Raw genomic sequence first — 12,754 nt, forward strand, 5'->3', positions numbered from 1 at the left:
GCTATTCCCTCAGGGTGACATTTTATATTTATTCATGTCTACCTACTTATAACTATTTTTTTAAGCGATCATCAACCACCCTGGTTATAAAAAAACATTCATGCCAGCCTTAGGGAGATTTATTGCCTAATAATATTAATTGCTCAAGCAGGATGAGAGTGATGTTTATGCTGATCATGATTCAGCTGCCCAGAAGTAATAATTAGCGGAAATAAGAGTTATCTAAAATGATTAACCTGTCATTTATAAACAAAGCAGGCTTTTGAGGAGATTAATTTATTTAATTTAACTGAAGAATTAGAGGCAATGGGTAGGAGGGAAAAACGTGATTTTTACAGCAGCTTGAATTTTGTTAATGTATCTACTGAAAGTATAGATATCAGCCTAAAAACCGTTCTAATAGTTGGCGAAGCACTATTTTGAGAACATTGGCTAAGGATTAAGAGAGCTTTTCAGGATAGCCTTAGCTTACAAGGCTACTTCAATGAAGTTTTCTCCGAATCTTACCAGGATGCAAAAGAATTAGCAGCAGATTCATCAGGTTGGCATTGGAAGCTTTCCCTGATAAATCTGCCTGCACTTTAAAAGAGATCCTCAACCCTAAATATTACTTGAGTAACAATGTGTTATGAGCGATCGCCTCAAAAAAAACCTGGGAATTAACTCCCAGGTTTATAGCTCAAGCTAAGTCAGGTTGAATAGTGATTCTTACTGCCAATTTTGAGCCATGATTTCTGCTAGATCGACAACCCGCTGAGAGTAACCCCACTCGTTGTCATACCAAGCAATAACTTTCACCATGTCGCCGCCCATCACCATCGTCAGGCTACCATCAACGATAGAAGAAGCATCGTGACCTCTGTAGTCAGAAGAAACGAGTTCTAAGTCGCTATATTCCAAAATACCTTTGAGTTCGCCTTCAGCCGCTTCTCTCAAGACTTGGTTGACTTGTTCGACGAGGGTAGTCTTCTCGACTTGAACCACCAAATCAACGACAGATACGTTGGGGGTGGGTACCCGCAAGGCGATACCATTTAGCTTGCCTTTCAGGTCGGGGATAACGAGAGCAACCGCTTGAGCTGCACCGGTGGAGGTCGGAACAATGTTCATTGCCGCCGCCCGGGCCCGACGCAGGTCACGGTGACTGGCATCCAAGAGACGCTGGTCGCCCGTGTAGCTGTGGGTGGTGGTCATCGTTCCTTTGATAATATTGAATTTCTCATTCAATACTTTGGCAAAGGGAGCCAGACAGTTGGTGGTACAGCTGGCATTACTAACAATGTCATGCTTGTTGTGGTCGTATTGTTTATGGTTCACGCCCATAACAAAGGTGGCAATGTCTCCTTTGGCAGGAGCAGTAATCATTACTTTTTTGGCACCCGCTGCTATGTGCTTACCAGCTCCGTCTCTATCGCGGAAGACACCAGTGGCTTCAATCACCAAGTCAACGCCCCAAGAGTCCCAGGGCAAGTTCAGCGGGTTGCGATCCGATACACATTTGATAGTTTTACCGTTAACAATCAGTGAGTTGTCATCTGCACCGATATCGGCATTCAGCTTGCCCAACATTGAATCGTATTTCAATAGATGAGCGTTGGTTGCAGGGTCAGAAGTGTCATTGATCCCTACGATATCTAATTGACTGTTTTCTCTGGTCAGCCAGCATCTCATGAAGTTGCGTCCGATGCGGCCGAACCCGTTGATCGCTACTCTAATCACTGCGTCTTGCCCTCTGTTTTCAGCTCAGTAAACTCTTCATAATGACCCCAATCATATCGTAAAGACTGCTCATTTCTACCCAGTGATTTGCACTAACCTCTTCAAAAAGATTGAGGGGAGCGGGGAATAAACAGTCATTCAAGCCCCTCAGCAGTTATAAAGGTGGCAAGCAAGAATGTAGTCTCGAACCGTTTCGGGGACTAGGTGGCGAATTGATTTACCGTCACGGCAGCGGGAGCGAATTAGGCTAGATGAAATTTCCACCGGGTGCATTTTCAGCAACTGCCAGCGTAGGGGGATGTTTTGGGTGGCTAGCTGCTGGGCGATTTGGTGGCATTGAGCGTCCTGAGTTGGAGAGGTAAGTGTGTGTAGGTGAAGCCGCTGACGTTGGATTTGTTCTTTGATCGCTTGCTGCCATTTTTGATCATCTTGCTGGGATGACATCGTTGTGGTGGTGAGGCGAGGGGCGACTAACCATTCACAGGCGGGGACGAGGCGATCGCGCTGATACCAGCGAGGCAATGTCTGAAAAGCATCAAACCCAATAATCCAATACCAATGGCGATCGCTAAACTTCTCCTGGAGGTCTAGCAGCGTCTCTATAGCATAATCAGGCTGGTTTTGGTGGGCGTTAGTCGGTGCAAGCACAAAGGCGCTTTGGGAGGCAATAGCACGAGAGAGCATTGCCTGACGCTGCTCAAAACGCTGCTCAGACGGCAATGATTTGTGGGGAGGATGGCGAGTTGGCACCCAAATCACTTGCTCTAGCTCTGCCTGAATCAAGGCAGTTTCCGCCATCAACAAATGTCCCCAGTGAATCGGATCGAAGGTGCCTCCGAAAATTGCCACATTCTGCATTTTAGGGACTAGGGGCTGGAGATTAAAAAGCGGGAGTTGGGGATGGGATCACTCTCTAGAGATTTCTGGTATTCTCAAAAGCCAGTAGGTACCTAATAATTTTATTTCTGGCAACCCAAAGTTAGCTCAATGGCGATCGCAATTGATTTTGGCACAAGCAATACGGTAATTACTCGCTGGAATTTAGCAACCCAGCAGTCGGAAACACTACGCTTACCAGGGCTTTCTCAGCAACTGAGTCAAAATCCACCGCTGATTCCCAGTTTGCTCTACGTCGAAGATGCGAGTCAGGGTAAGGTGGTAGTTGGGCAAGCGGTGCGCGATCGCGGTTTGGATTTAACGTCTGAGCCACGATTCTTCCGTAGCTTCAAGCGGGGGATTGGTGCCGATATTCAGGGCTTTTTACCTGAACTTGATGGCACGATTGTCACCTTTGAGCAAGTGGGAAAATGGTTTCTCACGAGTTTAATTGAGCAGCTCAACAGCAATACCGCCAACGCTAGCGATTCACTAGTGTTAACGGTTCCCGTTGATAGCTTTGAAACCTACCGCCATTGGTTGACTGATGTATGTAAATCCTTACCTGTTGAACAGGTGCGGATAGTTGATGAACCGACAGCCGCTGCTTTGGGCTATGGCATTGTTGAGGGGGAAACGTTACTGGTGGTTGACTTCGGCGGTGGAACGCTGGATTTGTCGCTGGTGAGATTAGACAATCTAGACTTAGACGCGGGTAACAAGCCGATGGGCTTTATCCTCAAATGGGGCGAGAAGCTACTCGGTGAAAGTTCTAAGCAAAAGGTGAAGACGGCTCGCGTGTTGGCAAAATCTGGGCAAAATTTGGGAGGCTCGGATATTGATCACTGGTTAGTTGATTACTTTGCCGAAACTCAAGCCATAATGCGATCGCCACTGACAATCCAACTTGCCGAACGGCTCAAAATTCAGTTGTCCTTGCAAGCTGAAGCCCAAGAAGCCTACTTTAATGACGAGACCTTTGAGAGTTACGAGCTAAAACTGACTCGCGATCGCTTTGAGACTATCCTCAGAGGACATCAGTTCTTTGACAATCTTGATGAATCGATGACCCAGGTGTTGCAGCAAGCACGGCGACAGGGAATTGAGCGAGAAGATATTGATGCGGTGTTGTTGGTGGGTGGTACGGTACAAATTCCCGCTGTTCAAAACTGGGTACAACAATACTTTGAGGCGGATAAAATTCGTTCACAAAAACCCTTTGAAGCGATCGCCCAAGGCGCACTACAACTGGCTCAAGGAATTGAAGTTCAGGATTTCCTCTACCACAGCTACGGCATCCGCTATTGGGATAAGCGGCAAAAATGCCACAACTGGCACGCTCTAATTAAATCTGGGCAACCTTACCCGATGAGCGATGGGGTGGAACTCTTCTTAGGAGCATCTGTGGAAAACCAACCCAGCATTGAGCTGATTATCGGGGAATTAGGCGCAGATACAGGCGGTACGGAAGTTTATTTTGATGGCGATCGCTTAGTGACTCGCAACCTCAGTGGTGGTCAAAGCGCCGTTAAACCCCTCAATGACCGTGATGGTGCCAAAACCATCGCCACACTAAACCCACCCGGATTCCCTGGTAGCGATCGCATTAAGCTCCTGTTCTGGGTCGATGCTCAATGCTCCTTACGCATCACGGTTGAAGATTTACTGACCAATCAAACCTTAGTGCAAAATCAGATTGTGGCTCAGTTGAGCTAGCTAAAACATCAATTCTTATTTATGAATCACCACAGGCGTTCCGACTGAAGCCCAGTTGAACAACCAAGCCGCATGATTGGGGGCGACATTTACGCAGCCGTGACTCATGGGTGTACCAAACTGACTGTGCCAGTATGCCCCATGAATGGCGTAACCGCGATGGTAGTACATTGTGTGAGGTACATCGGGGACATCATAACCAGGCCCCCGCATCCGGTTGGTGCGATGCTTTGATTGAACCGTGAAAGTGCCAGGGCGTGTGGGAGTGCCGTTTTTGCCTGTAGACACAACGACCGCATAAATGGGGCTACCACCTTCCCAAGCAATCAAGCGCTGCTTTGAGATATCAACTTGAATCCAGCGGTCTTGGGAGTTTTGCAGCGTCACCATTTTCTGAGCGATTTGATCGCCCAGAGAACTGGCTAGAGAAGATAAGGATAAGCTTCCTACAGAGATCGCAGCTAAGGCAACACTTACCAGTTGGGTTTTGTAATGCCGTAGCGGTTTGGTAGAAATGAGGCGTTTCATGGGTTTATTTTCTCCCCAAAAAAGTTTTCATAGCTTTTGGACTGAAAACCTCTCTTTAGCTCTGAGAATCTTTTAATTTTTAGAGTTTATAACACCAGCGTACCTCCTGAGAAATACTTTCTCGTTCTCGCTAAAGATAGCTGTTTTTTGGGAAAGGATGGAGTAGGGAAGAAAGGATGAAGTATGAAGGGTGAAGTATGAAGGGTGAAGTATGAAGGGTGAAGTATGAAAGGTGAAGTATGAAGGGTGAGTGTAGTTATCCCCTGCTCCCCTGCACCCCATCTCCCCTGCTCCTCAGCTCTCCTGCTCCCCATCCCCTAAGTAAGCTTGTGCATCAACGTCTTGGCTCGTTGAGAGATGGCTTCCCAATCTCCGTTGGCGATCGCTGCTTTAGTAAATAGATCGCCAGAAAGACCAACGGCGATCGCGCCAGCGGATAGAAACTCTGAGGCATTATCTACTGTGACGCCACCTGTGGGAATCAATGGGATTTGACCCAACGGGCCTTGCAGAGCTTTGATATAACTTGCTCCCCCCACTGCTTGAATCGGAAATACCTTGACGCAACTTGCCCCCGCATTCCAAGCCGTGACAATTTCCGTCGGAGAAAGGGCTCCAGGGATAATTGGGACTCCCGCCACCGCCGCCGTCGCGATTTGTTTGGGGTCTACGTGAGGAGTAAAAAGAAATTGCGCCCCAACATCAATGGCTTGTTGGAGTTGCTCTGAGTTCATGAGCGTACCTGTGCCAATCGTACAGGTAGGCAGTTCTGAGCGTAGTTGTTTAATGAGTTCAGGAGCGCGATCGCTATTCCATGTAATCTCAATCAGGCGTATTCCCCCTTTTGCAACCGCGTGAGCCATTTTTAAACCCATTTCTAACTCATAGGTGCGGATAACAGCGATTGTCTGCTGTTTTCGCAATAATTCTAGCCATGATTGATGAGACATAGTTGAGAGCGATCGCGTTTGAACGTTACTAGAAAACAGCTTCTCAGTTGAGAAATCACCTTGTCAAAATATATCTATCTACCAAAGTGAATCAGTCGATAGAAAGATGAGACAAACAAATTAAATTCCTAGCATGATTGCAAGTAGAAGATTACTGGAGAAATTATTTAGTTTATGGCTCTTTTAAAAATCAGAGATTACTATCCCAATTACAAAGACGAGATTTTCGGTGGCGATGACATCAAAGGAATGGATGTTTATTCCAGCGTTAATAATGACAAAATCGGTACAGTTCATGATGCCCTAGTCGGAGACGATGGTCGTTTCCGTTACTTGGTAGTAGATACTGGATTTTGGGTCTTTGGTAAAAAAATATTGTTACCTGTGGGTCAGTGCAGAATTGACTACCAACAGAAGCGCGTTTACGCAACCCAACTGTCGAAAGAACAGGCAGAAAACCTGCCTGAATATCGCGACGATATGACGGTGGACTACGACTACGAAGAAAACGTCCGCAACATCTATCGCGCCCCTGCCGTGGGTGGTAGTGCAATGGGTACAGCGGCTACTGCTACTCAAGCCAACACTGCGGCTACTGGCTACACTGCAAATCAGGCAAGCTATACAGGTTATGACCGTAATACCTACGACTATGACCGTGAGCCTCACCTGTATGACATGAATGAGCAGAATCATCAGACCCTCAAACTATATGAGGAGCGCTTAGTTGCTAACAAGCAGCGCCGCCAAGCTGGTAATGTCGTAATCGGCAAGCATGTCGAGACAGAAGTAGCTCGGACATCTGTTCCTGTAGAGAAGGAGCGAGTCGTAATTGAGCGTTCTAATCCTACTGGCGCTCGTAGCGTGGCTCCAGGTGAAGCTGATTTCCGGGAAGGGGAAGTTGCTCGCATGGAAGTGTACGAAGAAACGGCTGATATTCATAAGGAAGCTGTTGTGCGTGAAGAAGTCAACATCAGAAAAGAAGTTGACCGCGACACCGTTAATGCAGAAGAAACACTGCGTCGCGAAGAGCTAGACGTTGATGTTGATGGCAATCCTGTTGTGCGGCGCGATCGGTAATCTTTGCGATATACCTCGATAAGCTAAGTCTTCAAGAATGCTAAAGCATTGATTGAAGAATGAGCATAACAAGATGGCAGGCAGGGCAGTTTTTGCTCTGCCTGTCCTTTTAAATCGCTTGTAAAAAGGAGTAAAAAGATGTCGTCTGTAAATGTTAATAAAACAAGCCGAATTAATTCACTTTTAGACAAAGTTAGAACGAAACTGCAAGATTTTGAAGTAAAAAATCTGCAAGGTAAAACCCTAGGAACAGTTAGAAGTTTAAGAATCGATCCCGAACGCCACATTATCCTCATCGTCTCTCCGTTAAACCCGGAAGCAGGCGATGGTCGCTTTCAAGTCAACAGCAAGCATATCCAGAAAGTCGATCCGATGGCTCGTTCTTTGTTCATAGACACTGAGCGAGCAGATATTGAATACCTGCAACCACAAAACACTCCTGAAATCCAGTCAGCAAGTACATCAACACAGACAATGACTCCCCCAACCCATTCTGAAGGCTCAGATTCACTACTTTCTCCCGAAACACCTGCTCCAAACAATGACTTACTGGAGGGAGAAAGCATCAACAACTTTGAGGACGAAAGTTTATCAGACGAGACAGAGTTGCCGAAAGTTGTAGAAGAAGAAATTATCCGTTTGTTAGAAGAAAAACTGGTTGTGAACCGCAGCAAACGGAAAGTCGCCGAAGTTGTGGTGCGAAAAGAAATTGAAACCCGCATGGTAGAAGTCCCGGTGCGACGGGAAAAACTGATTGTCGAACAAATTGGTGACGATCCTAAACAACTTGCAGAATTTGATTTAGGTGACGGGGAAATCACAGGGATTGATCTGAATAATCTCCCGAAATCAGAGACACAGACAGAGACTCGACCAACGGTTAGGGGGGAATTTGTTTCTCCCCAGGCTGTCAGCGACCTCTTAGAAGCGATCGCCACGCAACGAAACCACGGCTGCGCCAAGATCCGGATAGAACTCGTACTGTCAGACCCAAAACATCAAGAAACCTATCAACAGATGTTTGACCGCTGCTCTCGCCGATAAAGAGGAGTTTTTGGTTGTTAGTTGTTAGTTGTTAGCCAGCAATTTCCACAGCTCCTCTAATTTTTTTAGGTAAGCATCCAAGGTTTTCCTCCTCCAACAACTAACAACTAACAATCAACAATTGTTCCCCCGGCTCTCTCTACAAGCCCGTGAGACATCACAGGTCTGAACACAATTTGTCTAGATTAGGGGCATTGACCAGCAACTTGTTAGGATCGAAGTAAGTACTTCTTCCTTGTTTGCAAACCGTTATGTCATCACCCTCAACTCCCTTACCAAATTCTCTTGCTCGGATTGTGGAGCGTTTCCAGCGGCGTAGTAACCCCAAACAACGCTACGAGCAGCTTCTCTGGTATGCCAAGCGGCTAAAAGAAATGCCAGAAGCTGATAAAACTCTGGATAATAAGGTTCCCGGTTGCGTGTCCCAAGTCTTCCTTACTGCTAACTTGGAAGATGGCAAAGTGATCTATCAGGGCGATTCTGATGCTCAGTTAGTCAAAGGGTTAGTCGCCCTATTAATTGAAGGACTTAGTGGTTTGACCCCAGAGGAAATCATCCAAGTCCCTCCTGATTTTATTCAGGAAACGGGTTTAAACGTCAGCCTCACTCCCTCCCGTGCCAACGGCTTTTATAACATTTTTCAGACTATGAAAAACAAGGCACTGGGTTATCAGTTGGGAACCTCTTCTCAAGCTCTCAGTTGAAACTAAGGCTGAGTTAGTGAGTCAACCATCAATTGGATCTTGAAAGACCACTAAGTAGGACATGTAAATATTATTGGTTTGTAGTGAGGGCTAAATTCTCAAAATAGGGTCTAAGCTCTGACTACGAAACAATCTTAAAAGTTTTACATGACAACACAAAGTTTGATTTATTTTCGCCTACTTAATGAGAGCAATGAGCAATTTTAGCTTAAAAGCCCAGCCGGAACGAGTGGCGATCCCTAAGCAGAGAATGCCCGTCATCGTAATTGCTGGCTTTTTGGGCAGCGGTAAAACGACGCTGCTCAACCACATTCTACAAAACCGCTCTGGTTTGAAAGTAGCGGTTTTGGTGAATGAATTTGGCGAGATAAATATTGATAGTCAACTATTAGTCTCTGTTGACGAAGACATGATGCAGCTCAGTAATGGCTGCATTTGTTGCACGATTAATGCTGGATTAGTTGAGGCGATCTACAACGTACTGGAACGTAGAGAGTGCGTTGACTATCTGGTGATTGAAACGACAGGAGTTGCTGACCCACTCCCAATTATCACAACATTTTTGGGAACAAGATTGCGAGATTTGATCCGGCTAGATTCAATTTTGACAGTAGTGGATGCCCAGACTTTCACACCCAGCCATTTTGATAGTGATGCCGCTTTCAATCAAATTGCTTATGGCGATGTCATTTTGCTCAATAAAATGGATTTGGCTTCCCCAACTCAAGTTAATGAACTAGAAGCCTATATCTGTAGTATTAAGCCTGGAGCAAGAATTTTGCCAACAGAATATGGCAGAGTTCCTCTCCCTTTAATTCTCGATGTGGGGCGCGATGAGTCAGCTCCTGAGAAATTGAGCGATCGCCTTCCCCATAACTCTCACCACCACGAGCCTTCAGAACACCTTGCCAATGATGGGTTTGTTTCCGTTTCCTTTCAAAGCGATCGCCCCTTGATCTTAGAAAAATTTCAAGCCTTCACCGATTGCCTTCCTGAAGAAGTTTTTCGCGCCAAAGGGGTTCTGTGGTTCCGCGAAAGTCGCTTGCGCCATATCTTTCAACTGAGCGGTAAACGCTGCGAATTTAAAACCGATTCCTGGCAACAAAAACCTAGCAACCAACTCGTTCTCATCGGACGCCATCTCAACGCGTCCCAACTGCAAGAGCAATTAGAGAACTGTTTAGAACCCGTTAGCTAACATAAGATTGGCTCCTAGCGATTGGAGACAAAGAAACCATTCCAGAAACGCAGTAACGCCCCTACCCATTGGGTTCAATAATTTGCGTAAATCATGCATTCATCGGGAAAACTGAGGATTACCACAGACTTTCCATAGCAATTTCACCCCCTCCTCCTGGGAACACTAAATAAGAGTCAGATGCTGGTTTTGTATCTGCCTTAGTTTCAACCACCTTGCAAGTCAATCAGGAGACGGCGGCGATGAAATTCAAGTTAGTTTTGCCCCTAATTTTGCTCTCAGGGCTGGCAATGTCAGCAACAGCTCTGGCTGAAGATGTTTTTGCCAAATACAATCTGCGCGGAGGGATGACAAATGGAAGAACCGTTATTTATAACAATACGCCAGCCCCTACGAATGTCCGAGTCAGGTCAGTGGACATCGTTGTCACTAATAGCGTTGGCAAACCTGTACCGGGTGCCCAAATTAAGGTATATACACCTGACAACAACACAACTCCCTGGATCACAGGAAATAGCAATATAAAAGGTACCTTTACTTTTACTCCAAATTCATCAAAATTGGGACTATGGTCGGCACGAGTGCAGAAGTCCCAAGACACCACCATTATTTACATCCCTATCCAAAATTAAAGACAAAAAACATCAGGAAGACTGCCAATAATGTCTGCTGCATACAATTTTCTGCCTAGAGAATAATTGAATGGGAACACTAAATCAGCTAACCTGTCTGTTCAGACATGTTTCTAGGTCTGAGTGATGAACAGATTGGCGTTATTTCTGCTTTCTAGTCCTACCGTTTTTGGCTCGATGCTGTCGATGTTCATGATGGTCAGCCCCGCTCATGGGGCGGAACCCGTTCCTCAGGGGCAACAGAGCGTGTCCTGCCAACGCCCTCCCCAGATTAGTCAGTTGACCTGCGCTCGGATGTCGCAAGCAACGAGGGAAGTAGTTTTCACTGCCCCAACTGAGGAATCAACAGTTTCTCAAACTGAAGGTGATGCGGAATTGCCAATGCTGGAATTCACTGAAGAAGAAAGCGATAGGGCAGTAGCTTTATATGGTTGCGACTGCGTTGCTTGCCTCAACGCTGTCCGTCAGATGCGGGGTTTACCTCCCGTCAGCTAAGAGAGGACGTTAAGGCGTGTATGGTTTAGATACTGACGAACCTTTACTTGTAGAGGAATGGCAAGGAACGCTCGGTGATTATGTCACCGCGATCGCTTGGGCATCAACGAGCAATTCTTTGGCTGCTAGTTCTGCGGCGGGAGAGGTGGTGTTGTGGACACCTGATGCCCTGATTGAGTTACAAACCAGTACTGAGCAAGCAATAGACTGTCTGGGTATTTCCCCAGATGGGCAATTTCTGGTGGCGGGCGGCCAAAATGGACAGGTTAGAGTTTGGCACCTAGCCTCAAGGGAGGTGATAGCGGACGAAAGCTCTCTTCTCCCTGCTACCTCTAAACACTGGGTTGATCGGCTAGCTTGGAGTCCCAAGGCGAATCACTTAGCAGTTAGCTGCGGACGTTCGGTACAAGTGTGGGATACCCAGTCTCATCAAATCATTGCCACGCTGCCGTTTGAGGCATCGTCGGTACTAGGAATTTCTTGGCATCCAGAAGGGCAGTACTTAGCAGTCTGTGGTCATCGTGGGGTCAAAATTTGGCATGCCCAAGATTGGGAGGAGCCGCCGTATATTCTAGATGTTCGCGCTGCCACTATAGCGATCGCCTGGTCGTTTGATGGCAAGTATCTAGCGGTGAGCAATATGGATCGCACCCTGATGGTGTTGGATTGGTACAACCCCAGTGATCCTTGGGTAATGCGAGGCTTTCCTGCCAAGATTCGTCAGCTTGCCTGGTCGCAGAAACTCACCACCGACAGCGGTGCGCCCCTCTTAGCGGCTTCCTGCGCGGCGAGTATTACGATTTGGGAAAAGCTGGAAGATGATCGGGCGGGCTGGGATACGCGGGTGCTAGAACTGCACGAAGATATTGTGCAAGCGATCGCCTTCCAACCTCATACCTTTGTGCTTGCCTCAGCCGCTGATGATGGTTATCTGTGTCTTTGGCAGTCAGCTCAGTCGGCTACACAAGTTTTCCCCGGTGCGTCGTCAGGATTTTCCTGCCTCGCTTGGCATCCCCAAGGTAATTACTTGGGCGCTGGTGGTCAAAATGGCGAGTTACTAATTTTGTCTCAATATACGGAGGCTTAAAACTTTAATGAAATCCATTAGTTGCGATAACATCTCAGTTATTTAACATTAAGTTTAATGTATTTGTTACCTAACTACTTAAAGTAACTTAATGTAGTTGCCCACCATTCTCGCTATGGGCGATCGCTCTTGAACAAGACCAATTACTTGGTAGTGCTGAAGGCCATCCCATCCGAATCGCTTCTGGACAGATGGTATGAATGGTTAGTTGACAGTCAATTAGTTGAAATCCTTCTTTTTCCACCTGTTTTATGCCTTGCTTCAAAATTGAGTCGTTTTTAAACTCAATTGTCTGGTTGCACTGAATACAAACTAGGTGGTGGTGATGATTTGGGAAGGGCTGATTGAGTTCGTAGTGTTTGTGTCCCTCTGCTAACTCTAGTTCTCGCAGAATTCCCATCCGAGCCATCAACTTGACACTTCGATAGATCGTAGACAAGCTAATGGGTTCTCCCCTCTGTTTTAGGACGTTGTAGAGTTCTTCTGCACTTAGATGACTTCCTCCTTGGAGGTTTTGAAAAACATGCAGAATTGTCTCCCGTTGCGGGGTCAAGCGCCAACCTTTGGAGTTGAGTTCGGCTTTGAGTGATGCGGCTGTATAAGGAGCCATAGTAACCCTCTAAAAAAAAGCCATTATCAATAATGATAGTTAATTGCGCCTCCTATTTGCAACAAAATTAGATAATTGACAATTAATCTCAGCCTGTTATTGAGAATTGTTTCAC

At 46.4% G+C, this 12,754-nt stretch carries 13 protein-coding genes and 1 pseudogene; 9 read left to right on the plus strand and 5 right to left on the minus strand.

Features of this window, described 5'->3' with window-relative positions:
* Positions 1 to 264: 264 nt before the first annotated feature.
* Positions 265 to 585: pseudogene (locus AC5JR3_RS17310) on the plus strand (DUF29 family protein); the annotation flags it as partial.
* 123 nt (positions 586 to 708) lie between these two features.
* Here the strand turns inward: AC5JR3_RS17310 and AC5JR3_RS17315 are convergent.
* Both AC5JR3_RS17315 and nadD read right to left on the minus strand, forming a co-directional pair.
* Positions 709 to 1,719: a type I glyceraldehyde-3-phosphate dehydrogenase gene (locus AC5JR3_RS17315; RefSeq protein WP_495847793.1), complete on the minus strand. Its 1,011-nt coding sequence runs from the start codon at positions 1,717 to 1,719 to the stop codon at positions 709 to 711.
* 147 nt (positions 1,720 to 1,866) lie between these two features.
* A complete protein-coding gene (gene nadD / locus AC5JR3_RS17320; RefSeq protein ID WP_495847794.1) occupies positions 1,867 to 2,577 on the minus strand; it encodes a nicotinate (nicotinamide) nucleotide adenylyltransferase in 711 nt (236 codons plus the stop codon).
* Positions 2,578 to 2,706: 129 nt separating this feature from the next.
* On the opposite strand from nadD, the gene AC5JR3_RS17325 reads away from it, so the two are divergent.
* Positions 2,707 to 4,311, plus strand: a complete 1,605-nt coding sequence (locus tag AC5JR3_RS17325) for an Hsp70 family protein (RefSeq protein ID WP_495847795.1) — start codon at positions 2,707 to 2,709, stop codon at positions 4,309 to 4,311.
* A gap of 15 nt (positions 4,312 to 4,326) precedes the next feature.
* On the opposite strand, the gene AC5JR3_RS17330 is transcribed toward AC5JR3_RS17325, so the two are convergent.
* On the minus strand, positions 4,327 to 4,839 hold the full coding sequence (locus tag AC5JR3_RS17330) for a L,D-transpeptidase (protein WP_495847796.1): 513 nt from the start codon (positions 4,837 to 4,839) through the stop codon (positions 4,327 to 4,329).
* Positions 4,840 to 5,156: 317 nt separating this feature from the next.
* Positions 5,157 to 5,789: a bifunctional 4-hydroxy-2-oxoglutarate aldolase/2-dehydro-3-deoxy-phosphogluconate aldolase gene (locus AC5JR3_RS17335; protein ID WP_495847797.1), complete on the minus strand. Its 633-nt coding sequence runs from the start codon at positions 5,787 to 5,789 to the stop codon at positions 5,157 to 5,159.
* Positions 5,790 to 5,963: 174 nt separating this feature from the next.
* On the opposite strand from AC5JR3_RS17335, the gene AC5JR3_RS17340 reads away from it, so the two are divergent.
* From AC5JR3_RS17340 to AC5JR3_RS17370, 7 genes are all read left to right on the plus strand, one after another.
* The gene (locus tag AC5JR3_RS17340) at positions 5,964 to 6,869 is read left to right on the plus strand and encodes a DUF2382 domain-containing protein (RefSeq protein WP_495847798.1); all 906 of its coding nucleotides are present in this window, start codon (positions 5,964 to 5,966) and stop codon (positions 6,867 to 6,869) included.
* Positions 6,870 to 7,007: 138 nt separating this feature from the next.
* Complete coding sequence (locus AC5JR3_RS17345; RefSeq protein WP_495847799.1) at positions 7,008 to 7,913, plus strand: DUF2382 domain-containing protein; 906 nt, start codon at positions 7,008 to 7,010, stop codon at positions 7,911 to 7,913.
* A 251-nt stretch (positions 7,914 to 8,164) separates the two neighbouring features.
* Positions 8,165 to 8,617 carry a SufE family protein gene (locus AC5JR3_RS17350; protein ID WP_495847800.1) on the plus strand — a complete coding sequence of 151 codons (453 nt, stop codon included), beginning with the start codon at positions 8,165 to 8,167 and terminating at the stop codon, positions 8,615 to 8,617.
* Between the two features lie 193 nt (positions 8,618 to 8,810).
* Positions 8,811 to 9,815, plus strand: a complete 1,005-nt coding sequence (locus tag AC5JR3_RS17355) for a CobW family GTP-binding protein (RefSeq protein ID WP_495847801.1) — start codon at positions 8,811 to 8,813, stop codon at positions 9,813 to 9,815.
* Between the two features lie 242 nt (positions 9,816 to 10,057).
* A complete protein-coding gene (locus tag AC5JR3_RS17360; RefSeq protein ID WP_495847802.1) occupies positions 10,058 to 10,447 on the plus strand; it encodes a hypothetical protein in 390 nt (129 codons plus the stop codon).
* 126 nt (positions 10,448 to 10,573) lie between these two features.
* Positions 10,574 to 10,942, plus strand: coding sequence for a hypothetical protein (locus AC5JR3_RS17365; protein WP_495847803.1), 369 nt, complete (start codon positions 10,574 to 10,576; stop codon positions 10,940 to 10,942).
* Positions 10,943 to 10,958: 16 nt separating this feature from the next.
* Complete coding sequence (locus AC5JR3_RS17370; RefSeq protein ID WP_495847804.1) at positions 10,959 to 12,029, plus strand: WD40 repeat domain-containing protein; 1,071 nt, start codon at positions 10,959 to 10,961, stop codon at positions 12,027 to 12,029.
* Between the two features lie 88 nt (positions 12,030 to 12,117).
* On the opposite strand, the gene AC5JR3_RS17375 is transcribed toward AC5JR3_RS17370, so the two are convergent.
* On the minus strand, positions 12,118 to 12,639 hold the full coding sequence (locus tag AC5JR3_RS17375) for a ferric uptake regulation protein (protein ID WP_495847805.1): 522 nt from the start codon (positions 12,637 to 12,639) through the stop codon (positions 12,118 to 12,120).
* Positions 12,640 to 12,754 lie beyond the last annotated feature (115 nt).

The organism is Kastovskya adunca (genome assembly GCF_059505785.1).